Raw genomic sequence first — 24,704 nt, 5'->3', positions numbered from 1 at the left:
TATTATTTGGTTCCTAAATAAATTGCTCCTGTAAATGGTTTTAAACCACTATTTTCTAATATTACAATGTAGTAATATGTACCTGCTGGTAATCTTTTAGCTCCTCCAAACGTAGTTCCATCAGATACTCCATTCCAATTATTGGCATAATTGTTAGACTCAAAGACTTGTGCTCCCCAACGGTTAAATATTTTCACATTTACTATAAATCCACAAGATTCTACTCCTGTTACTTCAAAGAATTCATTCCATGAATCTCCATTAGGGGTTACTGCTTTTGATATTACCACATCTTCTTGTCCACATGGTAATACAATACAGTCATCGTTTATATTAATCGTAACTTTTATTGACCTTAAACATCCATTATTTGGTTCAGTATAAGTGAATACATAGTCTCCTAAACTTAAACCTGATGGATCAAAACTTGCATCGTCCGACAATACTACATTTCCTTGTGTAACTTCCCAGCTACCTTCTTCACTTGGGTTAGTTACATAATCATTTAAATTAATTTCTCCATCGTCTATACATTTAGAATCAGCTATTTCTGTTACCGATGTATTGACTGTTACTGTAATGGTTTGTGTAAATTCAGCTACGTTTCCACATTCATCAGAAACTGTCCATGTTCTTGTAATCATATAATTACTATCAGTTCCATCAAACGTACTTGTCTCTTCAAAATTTGTTTGAGTTACGTTTGCTGAACAATTATCAGTAAATTCTAAAGTTGCAACCTCTGGAACATTGTCACATTCAACTGTAATATCTTCTAAAGTAGAAACTAATTCTGGTGCTTCAGTATCTTCAACATTAATTACTTGAGTATGCGAAACTGTATTTCCTGCACAATCTTCTGCTGTCCAAATTCTAGTAATTGTATATGCCGAAGCACATGCTCCTTCTTCTCTTGTAATTTCTTCTGAATAATTTACTGTAACTGATGAACTACAATTATCTGTCGCTGTTAATACCGCTGGTTCAGGAATTGTATCACAACTTACCGTTACATTCGCTGGTAATTCTTCTACAAACTCTGGTGCTACTGTATCTTCTACTGTTACTACTTGAGAGTGTGAAGTTTCATTTCCTGCACAATCTTGAACCATCCATGTTCTGGTAATTGTATATTCTGTTACACAGTCATCATCTTGTCCTGCAAACTCTTCTGAATAATTTACTGTAACTGATGAACTACAATTATCTGTCGCTGTTAATACCGCTGCTTCAGGAATTGTATCACAACTTACTGTTACATCCGCAGGTAATTCTTCGACAAACTCTGGAGCTACCGTATCTTCTACTGTTACTACTTGAGAGTGTGAAGTTTCATTTCCTGCACAATCTTGAACTGTCCATGTTCTGGTAATTGTATATTCTGTTACACAGTCATCATCTTGTCCTGCAAACTCTTCTGAATAATTTACTGTAACTGATGAACTACAATTATCTGTCGCTGTTAATACCATAGCTTCTGGAATGGCATCACAACTTATCGTTACATCCGCAGGTAATTCTTCGACAAACTCTGGAGCTACCGTATCTTCTACTGTTACTACTTGAGAGTGTGAAGTTTCATTTCCTGCACAATCTTGAACCATCCATGTTCTGGTAATTGTATATTCTGTTACACAGTCATCATCTTGTCCTGCAAACTCTTCTGAATAATTTACTGTAACTGATGAACTACAATTATCTGTCGCTGTTAATACCATAGCTTCTGGAATGGCATCACAACTTATCGTTACATCCGCAGGTAATTCTTCGACAAACTCTGGAGCTACCGTATCTTCTACTGTTACTACTTGAGAGTGTGAAGTTTCATTTCCTGCACAATCTTGAACTGTCCATGTTCTGGTAATGGTATATTCTGTTACACAGTCATCATCTTGTCCTGCAAACTCTTCTGAATAATTTACTGTAACTGATGAACTACAATTATCTGTCGCTGTTAATACCATAGCTTCTGGAATGGCATCACAACTTATCGTTACATCCGCAGGTAATTCTTCGACAAACTCTGGAGCTACCGTATCTTCTACTGTTACTACTTGAGAGTGTGAAGTTTCATTTCCTGCACAATCTTGAACTGTCCATGTTCTGGTAATGGTATATTCTGTTACACAGTCATCATCTTGTCCTGCAAACTCTTCTGAATAATTTACTGTAACTGATGAACTACAATTATCTGTCGCAGTTAATACCGCTGCTGCTGGAATGGCATCACAACTTACCGTTACATCCGCAGGTAATTCTTCTACAAACTCTGGAGCTACCGTATCTTCTACTGTTACTACTTGAGAATGTGAAGTTTCATTTCCTGCACAATCTTGAACTGTCCATGTTCTAGTAATTGTATATTCTGTTGCACAATCATCATCTTGTCCAGTAATTACTTCACTTGGAATTACGGTTACTGACGGATCACAATTGTCTGTTGCTGTTAAGGTTTCCATTACTGGAATATTATCACAACTTACTGTAATTTCTGCTGCTGGCAACTCTTCTACAAACTCTGGTGCTACTGTGTCTTCTACTGTGATTACTTGAATATGAGTCGTTGTGTTTCCTGAACAATCTGATACCGTCCATTTTCTTGTAATTAAGTATTCAGATCCACAAGCATCATCATCTCCACTTGTTACTTCACTTGGAATTACGGTTACTGATGCATCACAATTATCGGTTGCTGTTAAAGTCTCCATCACTGGGATATTGTCACAACTTACTGTAATTTCTGCTACTGGCAACTCTTCTACAAACTCTGGTGCTACTGTGTCTTCTACTGTGATTACTTGAATATGAGTAGTCGTGTTTCCTGAACAATCTGATACCGTCCATTTTCTTGTAATTAAGTATTCAGATCCACAAGCATCATCATCTCCACTTGTTACTTCACTTGGAATTACGGTTACTGACGGATCACAATTGTCTGTTGCTGTTAAGGTTTCCATTACTGGAATATTATCACAACTTACTGTGATTTCTGCTGCTGGTAACTCCTCTACAAACTCTGGTGCTACTGTATCTTCTACTGTGATTACTTGAATATGAGTAGTTGTGTTTCCTGAACAATCTGATACAGTCCATTTTCTTGTAATTAAGTATTCAGATCCACAAGCATCGTCGTCTCCACTTGTTACTTCACTTGGAATTACGGTTACTGAAGCATCACAGTTATCTGTTGCTGTTAAAGTCTCCATCACTGGAATATTATCACAACTTACTGTAATTTCTGCTGCTGGTAACTCTTCTACAAACTCTGGTGCTACTGTATCATTTATAATAAATTTAGCGCTATTTGTGTCTACAGTGTTTCCACAAGCATCTTTTGCTGTAAAGATTACTTCCACTTCTCCTGTAAAACTACATGTATACGTTAAATCAGTATAATTATTACTCCAAGATACTACGCTACAATCATCATCTGCTGCAGCTCCACCATTACTAGCTAACCAATCATTTAATTCTGTTGTATTACCTGAGCCATCACATTCAACAACTTTGTCTGATGGTTGCTGAGTTATTGCTGGTGGTGTTTCATCTTTAATTAAGTATCCTGCCGTAGTAGTGCTTGAATTTCCACAATCATCAGTAGCTGTAAATGTTACCATGATATAACTTCCATCACATTTTACTGAAGTATCATCTCCATAATTGTTTGTCCATGTTACATTACTACAATTATCAGTTGCAGTTGCTCCTGCATTATTATCTAACCAATCTTGTAAAGTAACTCCTGTATCTCCTACTCCACATTCTATATCAATATTATTTTTGCTTGTTTCATCAATAATTGGTGCCGTATTATCCTTAACTATTATTGTCTGAACCTCTTCAGTAGTGTTTCCACAGTTATCAATAAGACTCCATGTACGAGTAACTATTACTTCTCCTTCACAGCTTCCCGCTGATTCTACATCATTATAACTGGCTTCTAAAGTTGTATCACAGTTATCTGATTCATCTATAACATCTCCAGTAATTCCTACACTAGCATCATAAGCACAGTTGTCATCTTTATAAATTGTAATATCTATTGGTACTGTAAAATCTGGTGCAGTAGTATCTGTTACTGTGATTGTTTGAGTATGACTTACTGGGTTACCACAATTATCCGTTGCTTCCCACTTACGTACAATCTCTCCACAGCCATCTACTACTGTATTGCTTACTTCAGTAAAGGCTACGTCTACTACTGTATCACAGTTATCGCTTGCCATAATCGTTGGTACTGATGGTATTGATTCACAGTCTACACTGATATTAGCTGGCTCTGATGACAGTACTGGTGCAGTAGTATCTGTTACTGTGATTGTTTGAGTATGACTTACTGGGTTACCACAATTATCCGTTGCTTCCCACTTACGTACAATCTCTCCACAGCCATCTACTACTGTATTGCTTACTTCCGTAAAGACTACGTCTACTACTGTATCACAGTTATCGCTTGCCGTAATCGTTGGTACTGATGGTATTGATTCACAATCTACACTGATATTAGTTGGCTCTGCTGACAGTACTGGTGCAGTAGTATCTGTTACTGTAATTGTTTGAGTATGAATTACTGGGTTACCACAATTATCCGTTGCTTCCCACTTACGTACAATCTCTCCACATCCGTCTACTACCGTATTGCTTACTTCTGTAAAGACTACGTCTACTACTGTATCACAGTTATCGCTTGCCGTAATCGTTGGTACTACTGGTATTGATTCACAGTCTACACTGATATTAGCTGGCTCTGATGATAATACTGGCGCAGTAGTATCTGTTACTGTGATTGTTTGAGTATGACTTACTGGGTTACCACAATTATCCGTTGCTTCCCACTTACGTACGATTTCTCCACATCCGTCTACTACCGTATTGCTTACTTCTGTAAAGACTACGTCTACTACTGTATCACAGTTATCGCTTGCCGTAATCGTTGGTACTACTGGTATTGATTCACAGTCTACACTGATATTAGCTGGCTCTGATGATAATACTGGCGCAGTAGTATCTGTTACTGTGATTGTTTGAGTATGACTTACTGGGTTACCACAATTATCCGTTGCTTCCCACTTACGTACAATCTCTCCACAGCCATCTACTACTGTATTGCTTACTTCCGTAAAGACTACGTCTACTACTGTATCACAGTTATCGCTTGCCATAATCGTTGGTACTGATGGTATTGATTCACAGTCTACACTGATATTAGCTGGCTCTGATGACAGTACTGGTGCAGTAGTATCTGTTACTGTGATTGTTTGAGTATGACTTACTGGGTTACCACAATTATCCGTTGCTTCCCACTTACGTACAATCTCTCCACAGCCATCTACTACTGTATTGCTTACTTCCGTAAAGAGTACATCTACTACTGTATCACAGTTATCGCTTGCCGTAATCGTTGGTACTGATGGTATTGATTCACAGTCTACACTGATATTAGCTGGCTCTGATGATAATACTGGCGCAGTAGTATCTGTTACTGTGATTGTTTGAGTATGACTTACTGGGTTACCACAATTATCCGTTGCTTCCCACTTACGTACAATCTCTCCACAGCCATCTACTACTGTATTACTTACTTCCGTAAAGAGTACATCTACTACTGTATCACAGTTATCGCTTGCCGTAATCGTTGGTACTGATGGTATTGATTCACAGTCTACACTGATATTAGCTGGCTCTGATGATAATACTGGCGCAGTAGTATCTGTTACTGTGATTGTTTGAGTATGACTTACTGGGTTACCACAATTATCCGTTGCTTCCCACTTACGTACAATCTCTCCACAGCCATCTACTACTGTATTACTTACTTCCGTAAAGAGTACATCTACTACTGTATCACAGTTATCGCTTGCCGTAATCGTTGGTACTGATGGTATTGATTCACAGTCTACACTGATATTAGCTGGCTCTGATGATAATACTGGCGCAGTAGCATCTGTTACTGTGATTGTTTGAGTATGACTTACTGGGTTACCACAATTATCCGTTGCTTCCCACTTACGTACAATCTCTCCACAGCCATCTACTACTGTATTGCTTACTTCAGTAAAGGCTACGTCTACTACTGTATCACAGTTATCGCTTGCCGTAATCGTTGGTACTGATGGTATTGATTCACAGTCTACACTGATATTAACTGGCTCTGATGATAATACTGGCGCAGTAGTATCTGTTACTGTGATTGTTTGAGTATGACTTACTGGGTTACCACAATTATCCGTTGCTTCCCACTTACGTACAATCTCTCCACAGCCATCTACTACTGTATTGCTTACTTCAGTAAAGGCTACGTCTACTACTGTATCACAGTTATCGCTTGCCGTAATCGTTGGTACTGATGGTATTGATTCACAGTCTACACTGATATTAACTGGCTCTGATGATAATACTGGCGCAGTAGTATCTGTTACTGTGATTGTTTGAATATGACTTACTGGGTTACCACAATTATCCGTTGCTTCCCACTTACGTACAATCTCTCCACAGCCATCTACTACCGTATTGCTTACTTCCGTAAAGACTACATCTACTACTGTATCACAGTTATCGCTTGCCGTAATCGTTGGTACTGATGGTATTGATTCACAGTCTACACTGATATTAGCTGGCTCTGATGATAATACTGGTGCAGTAGTATCTGTTACTGTGATTGTTTGGGTAAATTGTCCACTTGTTCTTCCACAACTATCTGTAAATGTCCAAGTATTAGTATATGTTCCTATAACAGGACAATTAGTTGTTGAAGCCTCAAAACTTCCAGGTATTTTGGTTATTGTTAAATCACAACTAGCCTCTGGCTTAAGTAATTGTGCTGCAGCTAGGGCAGCACCGTCGTCACAAGACACTGTTCTATCTAATGAACCGACTGTAGTTGTCCAATTAGCCTCGTCAGGTTGGTTAATACTTATCTCATTAGGTAAATTATCTCCTATACCACAAGAATCAACTGATTTAGAACTTAAAGTAGTTTGTGTACTATTATTTTCTTCTCCTGCATAAGTTGCTACTAATTGCATTTGAAATTTATCGGAACACATTTCTTCTAGAAAATAACATTGTTCTTTTACTTTCACCTGAAAACTTAAACTATATGGTGTATCTCCAACATCTGTAATTCCATCAATAGCATTAAAGGTTAATAATCTAGTTGTCGTATTATAGCTATAAGTAACTCCAAAAGGTAACCCTGTTATTGGTTCTATTAAATCTACTTCTTGAGGTATTGTTGTTTCTATTTTTAAGTCTTTTACATTGTCATTACCATTGTTTTCTATATTGACTGAAAAACTAACAGTGTCTTCTACACTACTAGTATTTGTTGAGCTTGATAATATTAATGGTGCTAAATCTGGTTTCCAAACATCAACAGATAAACCTATTAAAAAGAGTCCGTATGTTTCTTGGTTTGATGTTAATCTTATTGTCGCAGAAGTTTGATTGTTAGCTATTATACTGTTTCCTGGATTATTAAGAGCAAATACATCTGCATCAAATCCTAAAGTATTAGTACTAGCTGGATTTCTATCTATAAAGTTACTTCCATTTTTAGCTATTCTACTATTAAAAAAATTACTTGAACTCCTTAAACCATATGATAAATCTACCCAATTGTTACTAGTATTTTTTATTTGTAACCTGTCTCCTGATAAATCTCTATCTCCTTCTAAGGCACCTATTACTACATCTACATCTACATCTCCTGTTGGTACTGTTTGAAAACCACTAAATCCAATTTCAAAATTATTAACACTACTTGTAACATGGGCGTAACCATCAAAAAGCGATATATTTTTTGCTGGTAAAGTGGGGCTTTCATATACAAATACTATTTGCCAACCTCCAGAAGTTCCTGTATTTCCTCCACCATGTGAGGTCAAACTTCCTTCCTTTGCCTTAACATTAGCTACTTGATAAGTCCCATAGGGTGTTGCCAAAGCTTTTACTTCATTTGTGATGTCTTTAAAACAAATATATGGGTCATTAACAAAGTGACCTACATCGTCTCTTCCTCTATAAATAACATCATCAGCTGTTATAGTTGTATAACCTAAACTTCCTGGTAATTGCAATTTTATTTTATTGTAATCCCAGTTTGGTTCATCAGAAGGATCGTTCTCTTCTTTATCAGCTGCTGCCCAGTATAAATATGCTTTTTTTATACTTAAACAACTAACTGTTGGCTCTGGATTAGATAAATTTGCACTACTTGAATTGAATGTACTTGCATCGTTATCTATATCAACAAAAACGTTATTACTAAAGTCATGGTTTCCATCATTTCCTGTATAGCTTGTTGTTTTATTTCTTGATAAAACGTTATTCGCTATTAATGTTACATTTCCTTTAACTGCTTCTGAAAATCTTGGTTGAAACCCTTTTTTTATTTGAGCTTCTAATCTTCCTTGAGCAACTAGAAAAACCATTATAAAAAGTAGAATAAAACTAGTAATTTTTTTCATGTTCTCTAAGTTTTTAATTATAACAATCTTATCTAAATAGTCTAATTGTCATTACTTTGATTGGGTATGTATGTTTTTATAATAATTTTACTAGAGACTGCTGCTTTTTGCATTGACATTTGCTCTTGAAGGTCATTTACTAGAAACTCTACACAATTCCAACTTCCTAAGTTGATATTGTAAGGTTTAGTAATTTTTAAATAAAGTGCTTTACTTCTTTTAGGTAGTACTTTAAATGCTCCTGTAATAGGTTTCTTTTTTTCATCCAGTAATGAATACTCTAATACAGTTTCTATATTCTTTTGATTTTTACAAGGTATGTTATTTATAGAAAAACGATACCTTTTTTCTACTGAGCTATTATTCTTAATTTTTAATTTATGTATGTGTACTCTTTCATAGTCTGGTTTTTCACTATGAGAAATTACTGAAAGTTCAGTTAAACCTTGTGACCATAGGGTTAAACCACTGAATAAAAAGAATAAATACAATAATTTTTGAATAGTATTTTTTTTCATATCACTTGTTTTTAATTATTACTAATACAAACAATCAAAGATTGTATATCTAATCTAAAGTGGGGGGGGGGGTAATTAAGAGGTACGCATTTCTGAGTATTACAAGAATGTAATACATCAATAATACACAATGGGTATACAATAAAAATTTTGGGGAAAATAAAATAATACTGTTGGGAATTGTATTATTTTGAGGGATTAACGTTTTTAAAGTTCTAAAAACTTTAGGATAAAAGTAGTGTTAATTTTTAGATTCAAAAAACCCAAATTAAAAAAAGGGGGTTTTACCTTAAGCAATAAAGGAAAAAAACAGAACTAAAATATTTCAATGAACTTCTTTTATAATTAGGTAATTTTGTAACATGATACAAAACGATACAATTATTGCTTTAGCTACACCTGCAGGTGTTGGTGCCATTGCTGTTATTAGACTTTCTGGAGAAAATTCAATAAAAATAGTTGACGCATATTTTAAATCTATTAAACACAAAAAGTCGCTAAGCGACCAAAAATCGCATACATTACATTTAGGTCATATTGTAGAAAATGATACGGTTTTAGATCAAGTTTTAGTATCTATTTTTAAGAACCCACATTCGTATACAGGTGAAAACGTTGTAGAAATTTCTTGTCACGGTTCAAGCTTTATTCAGCAAGAAATTATTCAACTTTTTTTACGAAATGGTTGTCGAATGGCCGATAACGGTGAATTTACCATGCGTGCTTTTTTAAACGGTAAAATGGATTTATCGCAAGCGGAAGCTGTAGCTGACGTGATTGCTTCAAACTCCGCTGCTTCGCATCAAATGGCAATTCAGCAAATGCGAGGTGGAATTACTAATGAATTAAAAGAGTTACGTGCTCAATTATTAGATTTTGCCGCTTTAATTGAATTAGAACTTGATTTTTCTGGGGAAGATGTAGAGTTTGCTGATAGAACTAAATTCAAAGAATTAGTCGCTAAAATTTCATCAGTTTTAAAACGCTTAATCGATTCTTTTGCTTTTGGAAACGCCATGAAAAATGGAATTCCTGTGGCTATTATTGGAGAGCCAAACGTTGGAAAATCAACTTTATTAAATGCACTTTTAAATGAGGAAAGAGCAATTGTTTCTGATATTGCAGGTACTACTCGTGATGCGATTGAAGATGAACTAATTATTGATGGTGTTGTTTTCCGTTTTATTGACACTGCGGGTATTAGAGAAACTGAAGATATAGTTGAAAACATAGGGATAAAAAAAGCCTACGAAAAAGCTGAAAATGCTCAATTAATAATTTTCTTAATAGATTCAAACAAGTATATCTACTCTAAAGATTTATTTTTAGAAGAAATTGAAACGATTCAACAACGTTTTCCAAACAAACGTTTGCTAGTTATCGCTAATAAAATTGATACGCTATCTTGTCATGATTCATCTATTTTACAATCAGAAATAGACAATTTAATTCTACTTTCTGCTAAACAAAATATCGGAGTTGACGAATTAAAACAAGAGCTCATTTCATTAGTAAATACTGGTGCTTTGAGTAATAATGAAACGATTGTTACCAATTCTCGCCACTTTGAAGCACTTACTTTAGCTTTAGAAAGTATCAACTCTGTTAAAAATGGAATCGATTTAGATATTTCTTCTGATTTATTTGCTATTGACATTCGTGAATGCCTTCGTCATTTAGGAAATATTACTGGTGAATACGATGTTGATAAAGATATTTTAGGTCATATTTTTGGTAATTTCTGTATCGGGAAGTAACAAAGGAAAATAAAGGAAACCAAAAGAAACAAAACCCTGAAAAACAAATAAGTCACAGTAATTTCTGTTTAATTTTATTTTCTCCTGTTTTACTTTTTCAATATATTTATGGAGTCTAAATTCCACCTCATAACTTAAAAATAAAATTGAGGTGTAGTTAATTCCACCTCTTATGAAAATATCATTAAAAAAGAAAAAGTTAAAAACAGGAAAATATAGTCTATTTATAGAATATTACAAAGGCACTATCATAGACAAAAACGGAAAGACGAAACATGATAGAGAATTTGAATATTTAAAAGAGTATTTAATTATTTCTCCAAAAACAAAATCAGAGAAAAAAAAGAATAAGGAAACTCTTGAATTAGCTGAAAAGATTTTATCTATTCGACAAGCTGAATACTACCAGGGTAAATACAAAATTCAACATGGTTCTAAAGAAAAAACTAATTTTCTTGAGTACTACAACCAAAAAAAGGAAGAGCGTTACCAATCTGAAACAAATTATGATAATTGGGAAGCTGCTCAGAAGCATATAGAAGCCTTTTGCTCCTCCTCTACTACTTTTAATGATATTGATATAGATTTCATTAAAAACTTTCAAAAGTATTTACATACTGAAGCAAAAACAAAAGCCGGTCAACCATTAGCTCAAAACACAAAACACACTTACTACAATAAATTTAAAGCTTGTTTACGAAGTGCATTTGATGAAGGCTTTTTAAAAGAAAATTATGTTGAAAAAGTTCGTGCTATCCCTATGGGCGAAACACATAGAGAATATTTAACTATAGATGAAGTCCAAGCACTTTCAAAGACCCCCATTAAACAAACCATTTTAAAAAAAGCTTTTTTATTCTCATGTCTTACAGGTATTCGATGGTCCGATATTAATAAAATGAAATGGAGTGAAGTAAGAGATGAAGGTACTGATTATGATGATAAACCTATTCACCGAATTGTTTTTTCTCAAAAGAAAACTAAAGGAGCTGAATATTTGTATATATCGCCTCAAGCTAGAGACTTTTTAGGAGAAAGAAGAAGACCTGACGACAGAGTTTTTGTTAATCTTCATTATAGTGCTCAAATGAATATAAACTTAATTAAATGGTGCATGAGTGCAGGTATCACAAAACATATTACATTTCATTCTGCACGACACTCTAATGCTGTGTTATTATTGGAAAATGGAGCTGATATTTATACTGTTTCTAAACGTTTAGGGCATAAAGAAATTAGAACTACTGAAATCTATGCTAAAATCATTGATAAAAAAATGAAAGAGGCTGCTCTTTTAATTCCTAAATTAAATATTGAACTATAAAACAGCATGGAAAAATATACGTCATCAGATTTTAACACTAGATATATTATAAATCTGTTAGAAAGAGATAACAAATGGGATTATATTGAAGATATTAAATTTAGAATTTCAGAAACTTCGGAAGTACAGTTTTTACATATTTTAAACAATATAATTTATCCTATCTTTTCTAAAAAAACCACATTAGATAAGATTAGTTTAACTATCAAACATCTGGATGTTTTTTTTTATTTTGGACACGATAGTGCCTTACCATACCCTAGTGTAAGTAAATTAGAGTTTAGATGTATGCAAACTTTCTGTTTTGAAGATCAATACAATGCTAAATATCAATTAGAGTTAGATCAGTTAATAAAAACATTAAGATTTAAGTTAAAAACTGAAACTAAATTAGAATACTTCAATGATGCTATATATGGGACTAATGAAAATCCTATTGCTGAATTTAACAGGATTTCTGTTATAGAATTTTTAATAAAAGCTCTTGAATACAATTTATTCAAAAGAAAAAAATTAGAGGCTACTTTTGGTGGTAAAACTGAAAACATCAACAACTATAATATTAAGGTTTCAAATTCCATTTTGGAAAAGTTATACTCACAACTTGAAAAACACGAATTCATCGACATCGAAAAAACTTCTAACAAAGATTTTTGTAAAGTATTAAAAGGCGACTGGCACACTCATTATTCATTAATCCATTTGAATATGGATAATATTCAAACAAATCTTTTATTCAAAACTATAAATGAGTTTTTATCCATAGATATTAAAATTACTTCACTAGAAAAAGCCAGAAATATAAGAAACAAGAATGGTTTTATTAAGTCAAAATCAATATATACTTCTGTTTCTAAATCTCATTCTTTACCTAAGAGTTCAGATGTAATAACAGACTTAATAAAAAAGGTTAAGATGTAAACAATCTTAACCTTTACCTTTTTCCTTCTTTATACTTTTACTTCAGAATTCTAAATCAACGGAAACAAAAGCAGCTTTTGTTCATTATAAATTTTAAAAACAAAAATAATGGACATCTTAAAAATCAGTCAAAAACTAGACAAAATAGAAAGACTATTACTAGTAAATAAAAAAGTATTAACATTTGAAGAAGCTTGTGAATATACAGGGTTAAAACCTAGCTATTTATACAAAAAAACTTCAACTAAGCAAATTCCTTTTAGTAAACCAAATGGTGGTAAAATTTTCTTTAACAAGGAAAAATTAGATAATTGGTTGCTACAGAATGAAAGTAAGTCTAAAAATGATATTGAAAAGCAAGCTCTTTCATACGTCTTAAAAAACAAAAAAAGGCAATAATATGCACACTAAAGAGCCTGCATATTATTCAATTATTCCTGCACCTGTTAGGTATGACAAAAGACTAACCCCTAACGCTAAAATTCTATATGCCGAAATAACCTCATTAACCAACAAACTTGGTTTTTGCTATGCTAACAATAGATATTTTGAAAATTTATATCAAGTATCTAAACAGTCCATAAACTTTTGGTTAAAACAGCTTGAAGAATATGGATATATAGAAAGACATGTGTATAGAAATAAGGGTAGTAAAGAAATTTTGAATAGGTATATCACAATTTTTGAAAAGCCCATACAAGTAAACTTTAATAGACCTATACAAGAAATCCTTAAAGAAAATAATAAAATTTTAAATATTAAATCTAATAATTTAAAGAAAGTTAAGAAATTAAATCCTCGAAAAAGATAAGATTATGAGAATAGGTCAAAGATTAAAACAGCAGTTTAGAATGGAATCTGAAAATGAAAGAAAAAAAAGAGTTGCGCGAGAAAAAAAAGAAATAGAGGTGAATAATTCTTATTTCAAAAATATCTCTCAGGTAAAAGAACAACTCCCTACTTCTAGTATACCAACCGAAGCTCTAAAAACTTTGATTTGGCGAGAAAGTAAAAATTATTTTAAAAAACAAGGAAGAGAGTTTCAAGTAGATGGTTTTAACAAAGATTTTCTTCACTTAATATCTCTTTATTTTTCAAATAATCCAAGGTTTGAAAATGAATATGGTGGAGAACTTAGAAAAGGGTTGTTTGTTTATGGAACCTGTGGGACAGGAAAATCATCAATTTTTGATATTATTCAGATTATCAGTAAGAAATATAAGCTCCCGTTTTTATGGTTCAAGAACATATCTGTTCATAATGTTATTACTAATTACAATACAGAAGGTGAATATGTGGTAGAAAAATACACAAAAGGAAGAGTTCATTTTGATGATTTAGGAGCAGAAAAATTAGCAAACAGTTGGGGGATAAAAGAACAATTAATGATAAGAATTTTTGAAATGCGCTATAATGATTTTAAAACTAACGGGATAAAAACATTTATCACATCAAATCTTACAGTTGAAGATATTGAAATTAAATATGGAGATAGAATTTATAGCCGTTTTTTTGAAATGTTCAATTTCATAGAACTAAATGGAGGAGATAGAAGGTTTTAAGTGTTACGAAGTTAGCGAAGTTAGCAAGTTGAACAGGGGCAGAACCCCTATTATTCAACTTGCTCTGCGAGGCTTAACTTCTGTAAATGTGAACATTACAACTACAAACCATTTATAAAATTTTATAACCCAATCATAAACAAACTCTTAACCTACTGAAAACCAACTCTAAAAATTATAAAATGAAGAAAAAAAGTATCATTATTGATGAATTCCACCACAAAGAATTAGTAAAGATTTCTAATGTATTTGGTGCTAAATATGGAGATTTTACCGAATCTATGATTCTATATTTTAAAAAGACAGGTATTAACCCATTAGAAACTACAAATGATAATCCTGCTACAATGATTAAGGTCTTAGACAAACGAATTATTTCCTTCTTAAAAGTTCAAGAAAGAGATATTCTAAAACCTCTAAGAAATGAAATTTTTGAATATTCTGCTGAGCAAAAAAAACAATATGAAAACTTATCAAAATGGATTCAAGAAAGTATTATAAAAGTGAATCATTTTGACAAAGAAAGAACACAAAAAATCAATCAAGAGCTTAAAAGTGTATTCCAAAAAATAGAAGACATTGAGAATAAAATAGAAAAACAGCAAGAAGCTTTTTATACTATATGTGAATTGATAGATCAAAAAAACAAATCTGGTCTTAAAGGCAAATTAAACTCAATTTTTAACAATGCCAATTAGTAAACCTCATAGCACATTAGGAGCTACTAATACAGGGAGCTGTTCAGACCTTGCTTTGTATTTAGAAAAAGAAAATCATGATTTAGATAAATTGTTACTAGCTCAAAACTCTTCTGAAGCTAAAAGGAATATTGAAGCTAGAAAACAATTCTTTTTTTCTCACAATGAACAAAATATTAGCACCAATGAAGCTATTAACTCCATAGACACTAACATAAAAAAGTTAGGCAAAAATGATGCTAAATATTTTGCTCCAACTATTAGCTTTAGTCAAGAAGAACTAAAACATATTCTTAGTATAATTTCTAAAAGTGAAGAAATAAAAGATATATGGCAATTAAATACAACTCAATACAAAGAGTATAACCGTATCATCATAGAATATGCTCGAAAAGTAATGACCAACTATGCTGTAAATTTTAACAGACAGGAAAAAGGACTAATTTCTGGTGATGACTTGGTTTATTTTGGAAAAATTGAACATTTCCGACGATTTAAAGGAACTGACGAAGAAGTTATAAAAGGAGACTACAAAGCAGGCGACCTTAAACCTGATATTAACACTCATGTACACATTATTGTCAGTAGAAAATGTAAAAATCAACGGTTAAAACTTACTCCTACTACAAAAGAAAGAAAAACAGATAGATCTATTGGAGGAAACAAATATCGTGTTGGCTTTGATAGAATGCAATGGATTAACACAAACGAAGCAACTTTCGACGCATTCTTTAATTATAAAAGAAAAGAACTCGAAAAATTTCAAAACCAATACATACTTAAAAATGGCTCTCCTAAAGAAATTAAAAAGCTAAAAGAGCATATCAAATTAAAAGAAACTTTAAACACAAAAGAAAACATCCATGAGCAAAAAAATACTCATCACACATCAAAAGGGTGGCGTAGGTAAATCAACACTTACTTTTAACCTAGCTCAAAACATATCTGAAAACGCCTCACTAGCTATTCTTGATTTAGATTTACAAGGTAGTTTATCTCAAGTTAAAGAATTAGCTTCTGGTTTTGATATTATTCCCTACAAAGGAAAGATTAATGAAATTCAAAATCTGGAGTATGATTTCGTTTTTATCGACACTCCTCCTTACCTATCCAATCAATTACCTGAGCTTATTCAATTAGCTGATTTAATCATCATCCCTACAAAAGCTGGTGTATTAGATCTATTAGCTATTAAAAGTACTATAGAGCTTATTGAAAACGAGAATAAAACTGATAATGCCTTGGTTGTTTTCAATATGATAAAAGCTAACACCACTTTAACCTTAGATATTTTGATTGGATTAGAAGAATACAATATTCCTATTGCCAAAACTCACATATCTGACTTAGTTGCTTTTACTCGTTCAGTTTTGGTTGGTGGTGTTCAGGATGATAAAAATGCTCAAAAGCAATTAGACAATCTAACAAAAGAAATACTAACAAAACTCATATAATTCTATACATCCACATTTATATAAAACTACAATTCTAGCATTATGGAAAAACAAAATTTTAACGATCTAATCAATAAAGCTAAGGCTAATAATCAAGCGAAAACAATTCAAAAGGTAGTTCCTATTCCTACTAAAGAAAATGAAGAAGTTCAGTTTTCTTTTTACCTAGATAAAAACCTGCTTAAAAAGATTAAACAACACGCTTTAAACAAAGATAAGAGCATTAAAAACATCATCAACAAAGCCTTAGAGAACTATATAAAAAGTAAGTATTGATACTTTATTCACTACCTTTATAAAAGAAAAACTAAAATGAAAATTCTATTTGTATGTTCGGCTAACAAAGAGCGTTCTAAAACTGCTGATGATTATTTTTCTGAAAAGTACCCAAACATTGAGTTTCAATCTGCTGGAACAAATATTAATCTTTGTAGAAAAGAAGGTACTAATGAGCTAACTGAAGATTTATTGATTTGGTCTGACAAAGTTTTTGTTATGGAAACAAAACATTTTAACCTTATAAAAAAGTATACAAATGGAAAGTATGGAAATAAAATCACTGTGTTAAATATACCTGATAATTACAAGTATTATTCTCAAGACCTTATTGATATTCTGAAACAGAAAGTAATACTTTGAAAACTAAAAATCACCAATAAAGCTATGGAAAACTATAACAAAACAATCTAACATTTAAAATATCTGTAGTATCTTGCATAAGATTTACGGATGTAAAAAGACATATTAATTTATAAAGCGTTTAGCTTTTGATTTAGTAACTGAAATCGCCAAAATTTTAAGCACACTAAATTCAAAACTAAGACGCCCACGTTCTGCGTGGGCTGTTCTTATTTGGTGTGCGGGTGTTTGGCGATACCTAGTTACTAGTAAGATTCAGTTCCACGCTTTTTTTATTCATTTTATATCATGGAAAATCAAAACAAACAAATCGCCAACATTCAATTACACTTATCAGAAAACTGTACTGACTTAGAAAAAGAAATTCTTCAAACTTATTGGGAGTTTAACGAATCAGGACTCGTGAATAATCCTAAATTCATTAGATATAAATATAATTTAAGACAATCGGAATTAACTAAACTATATACACTTGCAAAACTCTCATTTTATGCATATTGCAAAAACTGTAGCTCATACGCTCATTATGAAGTTAATAATCATTCTGTTTTCCTGCAACTTCTTCAAAAACTAAAAAACAGTAAAAGAAATCAATATAAATGTAGAGAATGTGAAAACATATCAGAGATAAAAACTAAGAAAAAAACAATCAAGAATCATGAAGAATTACTTAATAAATTAGAACAAGCTATTGAAAATAAAAACTGGAAAAACCTATCTAATTTTGAGAAAGCATTATTAAAAAAAAGTTTAACAATGCCTTTTCCCAATTTAAAAAAACACTATGAAAATATTCTCGGACAAAGCCATTACTTAAAATTCATTAGAGCTCTAGAAACTTTAGAAAATCATAATCTACTAATTCTAAAAAAAGATCCAAAAGGTCAGATAGAGAATCATTACTACATTCCAAAACTATTAAAAATAAAAGATCAAATTATTACTGATAAAGTTTATTCTAAATCTAAAGCTTATTTTAATTCTGAAACCAACGAATTAAAGCTTAAACTTACTATTAATAAAGAAAAGTTCCACCCTGACAGTCCGTTATATGCAGGAACAATAACCTTTAAAAAACAAATTGTTATCAATCCTGATATTGAATATGTTTTCGCGCAATGGGAAAGAGCAAATAACAATTTATATTTCACGTTGATTCCAATCTCTGAATTTGAAAAATTCCCCAAACAAAAACCTATTTCAAAAGTTCCTAAAATTTTAAGACAAGGGATTCCTGAATTTTTAAAAAATTCAGGAAGCAATTTAGACTTCTAAAAACATCAAGCTCTTCTTACTTTCAAAAGAAGAGTTTTTTATTTCTTATTTATATAAAAATAGAATTATATTTTTATATTTATGCCAGTTAACTTGCTATGTTTAACTTGTTTTATTGATGAAAAAAATTGCTAGACTCTAAAAATGCATATTAAATCAGGTATTGATGGAACGTACTAATAACTCGTTTGCATTTTATTTACATAAAAGCTAAACCTAAAAAACAAAAGAACTGTCCCTCCTAGATCTGAAGAAAAAGAGGAAAACCGTAAAATAGTTAAGTAAACTAACTTTATTTTTAGAATCCGCCAAAAAACTGATTTAAAAGAAGAATGACAATAGATGAAATTTATAAAAAAAATGAAATAAGTATTAGGACATATCACGTTTGTAAATACAATAAATTTAATTCAATTAAAGATTTAAAAGAATATTACTTCGAACATAAATCTTTCGATAAACTTCAAAATTGCGGTAGGAAATCTAATGAAGAATTAATCGAAATCTGTAACAAATATCAAGTAGAAAACTTCTTAAATCCCGAAGTTGAAATCAAAGAAGGTTTTCAGTTTAAAACAATAATATCAAATCTAACAAGAGTTCAAAGAGATGTTATAAATAGCTTCATTCTTGTGAACACTAATAGTCTATCTGTAAGAAGCAAAAACGCAGTATCACTTCGTTTAAAAAATAATTTTACAATTAAAAACTTTGCTGAAAAAGTATTTTTTAATTCTGTAGATATTAAACATTGGAAAAACGTTGGTGCTAAATCAATTCCTGAAATTGAACTTTATTTAAGTATTATAAAAGATTTTGTAAAGGACGTAAGTAAATCCAAAGAAGAAAAATATTTAATTTCATTAAAGAATAATTTTTTAATTCAACGTACTTTTTCTATCTCAAAAATTCCAAAAGAAATACTTGAGACAGAATCAATTTTCTTACTAACTGATTTTTTATTAAATCAGAATGTTCTATTTGATGAAACTCAAACAGATATAATAAAAAAAGCTTTAAAAATATATCAAAATCAGAAAGAACTAACCCTTGATGATATTGCGGAAAAAGTAAACTTAACAAGAGAAAGAGTGAGACAAATACGAAAATTATGCATTGACAATCTTTTTAATAAACTTTTATTCATACAAAATTTCAATGATGATTTACATCAAAAATATGGCTTAGATATTGAAAATCACCATTTGGAAATCGATGATGACATTATTTTTAAAATAAACAATAGTAACAAAACAAACTTTTCAAAAGAATTCATCTCATATACAGTATATGTATATTTATTTAATAAATATAACTTGATTGGAGATATTGAAGATATACTTCAACCCACATATGTTAATTCTCGTAAAAAACACAATTGGAAAAACTTTTATCTAATAAACTCAAAAATTGCAAATGAAGTCAACTTTATTTCAATGGCTGATGACGTTGATAAAAGGTTAAATGATAGAATTGAAGAAACTTACTTTTTTAACTTTAAAAGCTATCTCTTTAAGTTCCTTGTAAACAATAACTATTCTATTTTAAATATTAGTCTTCCAGTTGCTGAAAAAATCATAAATGATGAGTTCAATTTGTTTCTAGATTTAAATGACAATATAATATTCCAGAGAAATACTCATAAACAGGTACCTGAGTACATTATAGAAGCTCTAGAGCATTTAGGAGAACCATCAAAATTAAATGAAATATATAATTGGATTAATCGTAATTATCCAGAGGCTACAAAAAGTGAAGAAGCATTACGTGGTAGCTGTCAACGTAGTAATGAAATAATATATTTTGGAAGAAGCAGCACGTTTGGTCTGAAAAAATGGGAAAAAACAAGAAATGATATAAAAGGAGGTACTATAAAAGATATTATCACTGAATTATTAGAAAATTCTAAAACACCTTTACACATAACTGAAATTCTTACCGAAATTCATAAATACAGAGAAAAAACCAACGAAAGAAATATTATAACAAACTTAAAACTAGACCCTAATAATTCATTTATAATATTTAATCAAAAGTTTATTGGTTTGGCTAGTCAGAAGAATAGTTACGATTTAGAGAAATATAGAAATTTACCTATTCAGTTAGGCAAAACAATTAAAGGAAAAATAAAAAAGCAGCAAATAACAGATATAAATCAAATGAGTGATTTTTTAAATAAAAATTACGATTTGACTAATAAAGAAACCAAAAATATTTTAACCTCATTAAATATTAATTTATGAAAATAAAAGAAACTAAACTATTGCAAAATCAAAGACTCAAAGAGATTTGCAATGATAAAGAAGTCAATTTTGAATCTATTGAAACCTTATTGGATTCAGTTAAAACAAAAAAATTGCTGAAAAGAAATAATTATCATCAGCAAAAAATTAATGATGTCATTGAAAAAGCAATAAAATGAAGTTCTCGAATATAAAAATTAACAATTTCAGGCAATATTACAACGCTGTAAATATTGATTTATCAACTAATACCAACCAAAACATTGTAGTTATTGGTGGTAGAAATGGTTATGGTAAAACAAATTTCTTGCTATCAATAGTTTGGTGTCTTTATGGTGAAAAAATCTCACAAATTGATGATAACTTCAAAAAGGAAATTCAGAAAGAAAAAAACTATTCATCTTTTATGCAACAGTCTATAAATTGGACAGCAAAAAGAGAAAGTAAAGATACTTTTTCAGTTAGTATCGAAGTTTCAGAAATAGAGTTGCCTGTATTGAATAAACTAAATTCAAACTCTAATAGTGTTATCATAACCAGAACATTTAATGTTACTAGTATGAACGAAACACTTTCTATTTCAGATACTAATTCAAATATGGAAATCTTTGATGATGAAGCTGATAAAATTAATTTCATCAATGATTATATAATCCCAATCGATGCTGCAAAATTTGTTTTTTTTGATGCTGAAAAAATCTCTGAAATAGCAAATTTATCTATTAAGGAAGAAGGTAGTTTTATAAATGATGCATTAGGCAAAATATTAGGTCTTGATACATACGACACTCTAATTGAAGATATAGAGTTTTACATTAATACCTTGAAAAAAGAAGGAGCGACAAAAAACTTACAAGAACAAATAGTTGATAAAGAAAAAGCAATTGAACTCTCTAAAATCGATATTGAAAAGCTTGAAGAAGAAAATGCTGAAAAACTTAAAGAGATTGATGATTTAAAGAAAACCATAAGACAATACGATAACCTCATATCGCAACACAGTAAACTAGGGAATTCGACATTTGACAGAAACTCAATTTTATCTGAAATAGAAAAGCTTAAAGCAAAGGAATTTGAACTATCTGAAAAATTCAATGAATTAAGCGAAATAATTCCGTTAGCTATTTTGACAGGAAAACTTGAAGAAGTAAGCGAACATCTTGAAATTCAAGAGAAAAACTCAATATCTCAAAACTCTTCAAAAGAAAACGCTGAAAAAATTGAGAATTTTATTGAACTACTTTTTAACAAACCACCTGAACCTGAAAATTCTACTATGTCATTCAAGGACAAGCTTTTTTATTACGATAAGGCCAAAAATTTAGGTTCAGAATTGTTTACCTCTAATGGAGATTATCTGGATTTAGAATTTGAACACGATTTAAACAATTCTGAAAAAAGCTTAATCTATGATGCGATTAATCTTGTAAGTTCTCAATCAAAAGACTTATTCGAAACTACAATTGAAGAATTCAACAAGACAAGAATCAAACTTTCAGAATTAAACAAAACGTTAAGCAAAGTTGATGCTGATATGGAAGATGAGTTAATTTTAGACTATTCATCAAAAAAAGAAACAGCAGATTATAATATCACAGAAAATAACAGAAAAATTGGAGAGAATAATCAGCAAATAAACAAACTTAAAGGTGACATAGTAAGACTGAATCAACAATTGTCTGTATTAGTTAAAAAGGTTGATGTTAATGCCCAAAACAAAATTAAAATTAAAGAAAGTCAGAAGTACATTAACGTTTTAAATTTATTCCTCGAAGAACAGAAAAACAAACATAAAGACAGTCTTGAAAAAACAATTTTAAGCGAGCTAAAAATATTAATGCACAAACTTGGAAGCGAAGAAAATAGTAGCAAGTTTATTGAAGATGTAAAAGTTACCATTTTAGCATCTGGCCAAGGAATGAAAATAACTCTTTTGGACCAAGACGATAATGAAATTAGAAAAGAGAGTTTGTCTTCTGGAGAAAAACAAATTTATATTTCTTGCTTAATAAAAGCAATCTTGAACGAATCAATACAAAGTTTACCAATATTTATAGATACGCCTCTTGGAAGGCTTGATGAAGAACATAGAGATAATATTACTAAAAAATATTATCCTGCTCTATCTGAACAAGTTGTATTATTCTCTACAAATAGTGAGATTACACCTAAACGGCATAAAGACATTTCAGCAAATATTTCTAAATCCTATTTATTATTTAATGATGGGGCAAACACAAATTTAAAAACAGGTTATTTCCAAGGTTATGAGAATTAAAATAAGCAAAGAAAATGACGAATTATTATATAAGTTAAAAACCTTATACAATTTTAAAAATGACGGAATAGTTCCTCGTATTGCATTTTCCAATAGTTTGCTATCAGGTAAAATATTTGACATTGAAAATGATATTATTCCAAGCTCTGATGGTAAAGAATTTAGAGATGATAAAGCAATTTTTGGTACTGTCATAGGAAATGGTTCAAATACAATAATTTTTAAATCTATTCTTGACCAACATTATGGCAGAAATACATTTGAAGATGAATTTATAAAACTGTTTAAGCTTCATCTAAATCACGGATTAGAAATTTGGAATAGTAAAATTGAAAAAGCTAACATTTCTAAAGGTGACCACATTGATATTCTTTTAAAAGTTGTTAAAAGTGGACTGGATTTAAGGAAAAACGTTGTTAAAACAAACATTTCCTCAAAAAACATTAATGTCAAAGAGTTTAAAGACCTTTTAACTTTTGAATTAGGCCAAACAGAAGAAGGCGAAAATGTTGTTATAAAAATTAATGATTTAAGAGAATTTGACAATAGAAACATTGCAATAGCTGGAATGGCAGGTTCTGGAAAAACGCAATTAATGAAAGATATTTTATATCAAATTTCTAAAAACACCAGTAATGAACTGAAGTTTATCTTCTTTGATTACAAAGGAGAAGGAAACCCAGAGCAATTAAAACCTTTTCTGGATGCTACAAAATGTGAGTTTGTTGATATTGTAAATGATAGTGGTATTGAATTTAACCCATTTTTATCTATAAATCTTGACGAAAGACAGAGACCTTTTAGCATAAGGGCTTTTGTTGATACAATATCTACTTTCGTTCCTAGAATGGGCGTCAGCCAAGAGAATATTTTAATTACTCTAATTAATGATTTATTAGACAGTAAAAATGGTGGATATCCTACTATTTTAGAATTATTTGAGGAATTAGAAAATTACTATGAGGAAAACAATATTAGGCAAGACACATTATATTCAATCATTCGTGATTTGTCCACAAACATATTTAATTGTAACCCGAATAATCCAAACATTTTAGATAAAAGTTTATATCTTAATCTTCCACCTGCTTTATCTGACACTTTAAGACAGCTAGTTGTATTTTTATTATTGAGATATTTCAATTCTTATTTTAGTTCTACAAATGATTGCGAACCAAAAGACCATATTTTTCCATTACGTTATGTAATTGTAATTGATGAAGCTCATATATACTTAAAAAATAAAAATGCCAGAAAGGCGCTTGAGGAACTTTTGAGACTATTAAGGTCAAAAGGTGTTATTATCGTTATGCTTTCACAAGGAGTTGAAGATTATAAAACAAAGGACTTTGATTTTGCTTCACAAGTAAAACTTCCTATTTGTTTGAATGTTCAAAATAAGGACTATAAAGCTATTAGTAATTTTGTTGGTACACCAAGCAGTAAATACAAATTAGAAACTGAAATTAAAAAACTTGAATCAGGAAAAGGGCTTATAAATATTGGCGAACCAAAAATGATTGAATTAAGACAGTGGTGGAAAACAAAAAAGGAAGAAAACAAATAA

General features: G+C 31.0%; 18 protein-coding genes. 16 read left to right on the top strand and 2 right to left on the bottom strand.

Annotation, left to right across the window (positions count from 1 at the left end; translation table 11 throughout):
• Positions 1-2: 2 nt before the first annotated feature.
• Both ACR9ES_RS00775 and ACR9ES_RS00770 read right to left on the bottom strand, forming a co-directional pair.
• Positions 3-8,468: an HYR-like domain-containing protein gene (locus ACR9ES_RS00775; RefSeq protein WP_435254711.1), complete on the bottom strand. Its 8,466-nt coding sequence runs from the start codon at positions 8,466-8,468 to the stop codon at positions 3-5.
• Positions 8,469-8,509: 41 nt separating this feature from the next.
• The gene (locus ACR9ES_RS00770; RefSeq protein WP_274634525.1) at positions 8,510-8,986 is read right to left on the bottom strand and encodes a hypothetical protein; all 477 of its coding nucleotides are present in this window, start codon (positions 8,984-8,986) and stop codon (positions 8,510-8,512) included.
• 362 nt (positions 8,987-9,348) lie between these two features.
• Between ACR9ES_RS00770 and mnmE the strand changes: the two genes are divergently transcribed.
• From mnmE to ACR9ES_RS00690, 16 genes are all read left to right on the top strand, one after another.
• On the top strand, positions 9,349-10,743 hold the full coding sequence (mnmE, locus tag ACR9ES_RS00765) for a tRNA uridine-5-carboxymethylaminomethyl(34) synthesis GTPase MnmE (RefSeq protein WP_274634524.1): 1,395 nt from the start codon (positions 9,349-9,351) through the stop codon (positions 10,741-10,743).
• Positions 10,744-10,915: 172 nt separating this feature from the next.
• On the top strand, positions 10,916-12,067 hold the full coding sequence (locus tag ACR9ES_RS00760; protein WP_435254710.1) for a tyrosine-type recombinase/integrase: 1,152 nt from the start codon (positions 10,916-10,918) through the stop codon (positions 12,065-12,067).
• A gap of 6 nt (positions 12,068-12,073) precedes the next feature.
• Positions 12,074-12,988, top strand: coding sequence for a hypothetical protein (locus tag ACR9ES_RS00755; RefSeq protein ID WP_435254709.1), 915 nt, complete (start codon positions 12,074-12,076; stop codon positions 12,986-12,988).
• Between the two features lie 108 nt (positions 12,989-13,096).
• Positions 13,097-13,387, top strand: a complete 291-nt coding sequence (locus ACR9ES_RS00750; RefSeq protein ID WP_299002180.1) for a helix-turn-helix domain-containing protein — start codon at positions 13,097-13,099, stop codon at positions 13,385-13,387.
• 1 nt (position 13,388) lies between these two features.
• Positions 13,389-13,799, top strand: coding sequence for a helix-turn-helix domain-containing protein (locus ACR9ES_RS00745; RefSeq protein ID WP_299002181.1), 411 nt, complete (start codon positions 13,389-13,391; stop codon positions 13,797-13,799).
• A 4-nt stretch (positions 13,800-13,803) separates the two neighbouring features.
• The gene (locus ACR9ES_RS00740; protein WP_435254708.1) at positions 13,804-14,550 is read left to right on the top strand and encodes a hypothetical protein; all 747 of its coding nucleotides are present in this window, start codon (positions 13,804-13,806) and stop codon (positions 14,548-14,550) included.
• 182 nt (positions 14,551-14,732) lie between these two features.
• Positions 14,733-15,248: a BfmA/BtgA family mobilization protein gene (locus ACR9ES_RS00735; protein WP_435254707.1), complete on the top strand. Its 516-nt coding sequence runs from the start codon at positions 14,733-14,735 to the stop codon at positions 15,246-15,248.
• On the top strand, positions 15,238-16,158 hold the full coding sequence (locus ACR9ES_RS00730) for a DUF5712 family protein (protein ID WP_435254706.1): 921 nt from the start codon (positions 15,238-15,240) through the stop codon (positions 16,156-16,158). The genes ACR9ES_RS00735 and ACR9ES_RS00730 overlap by 11 nt, the downstream gene beginning before the upstream one ends.
• Positions 16,112-16,702, top strand: coding sequence for an AAA family ATPase (locus tag ACR9ES_RS00725; protein WP_435254705.1), 591 nt, complete (start codon positions 16,112-16,114; stop codon positions 16,700-16,702). Before ACR9ES_RS00730 ends, ACR9ES_RS00725 begins: the two co-directional genes overlap by 47 nt.
• A 42-nt stretch (positions 16,703-16,744) precedes the next feature.
• Positions 16,745-16,978, top strand: a complete 234-nt coding sequence (locus ACR9ES_RS00720) for a hypothetical protein (RefSeq protein WP_408035479.1) — start codon at positions 16,745-16,747, stop codon at positions 16,976-16,978.
• 36 nt (positions 16,979-17,014) lie between these two features.
• Positions 17,015-17,341 carry a phosphotyrosine protein phosphatase gene (locus tag ACR9ES_RS00715; RefSeq protein ID WP_435254704.1) on the top strand — a complete coding sequence of 109 codons (327 nt, stop codon included), beginning with the start codon at positions 17,015-17,017 and terminating at the stop codon, positions 17,339-17,341.
• Positions 17,342-17,629: 288 nt separating this feature from the next.
• A complete protein-coding gene (locus ACR9ES_RS00710; RefSeq protein WP_435254703.1) occupies positions 17,630-18,616 on the top strand; it encodes a hypothetical protein in 987 nt (328 codons plus the stop codon).
• 332 nt (positions 18,617-18,948) lie between these two features.
• Positions 18,949-20,859, top strand: coding sequence for a sigma factor-like helix-turn-helix DNA-binding protein (locus ACR9ES_RS00705; RefSeq protein WP_299002188.1), 1,911 nt, complete (start codon positions 18,949-18,951; stop codon positions 20,857-20,859).
• Positions 20,856-21,038, top strand: coding sequence for a DNA modification system-associated small protein (locus ACR9ES_RS00700; RefSeq protein ID WP_038505269.1), 183 nt, complete (start codon positions 20,856-20,858; stop codon positions 21,036-21,038). Before ACR9ES_RS00705 ends, ACR9ES_RS00700 begins: the two co-directional genes overlap by 4 nt.
• Positions 21,035-23,137: a DNA sulfur modification protein DndD gene (gene dndD, locus ACR9ES_RS00695; RefSeq protein WP_299002202.1), complete on the top strand. Its 2,103-nt coding sequence runs from the start codon at positions 21,035-21,037 to the stop codon at positions 23,135-23,137. The genes ACR9ES_RS00700 and dndD overlap by 4 nt, the downstream gene beginning before the upstream one ends.
• Complete coding sequence (locus ACR9ES_RS00690) at positions 23,127-24,704, top strand: DndE family protein (protein WP_299002204.1); 1,578 nt, start codon at positions 23,127-23,129, stop codon at positions 24,702-24,704. The genes dndD and ACR9ES_RS00690 overlap by 11 nt, the downstream gene beginning before the upstream one ends.

The organism is Tenacibaculum sp. A30 (assembly GCF_051200845.1).
In the GTDB taxonomy this organism is placed as follows: Bacteria; Bacteroidota; Bacteroidia; order Flavobacteriales; family Flavobacteriaceae; genus Polaribacter.
The sequence above is the reverse complement of the archived record's forward strand: the minus strand, read 5'-3'. Positions and strand labels throughout refer to the sequence as shown.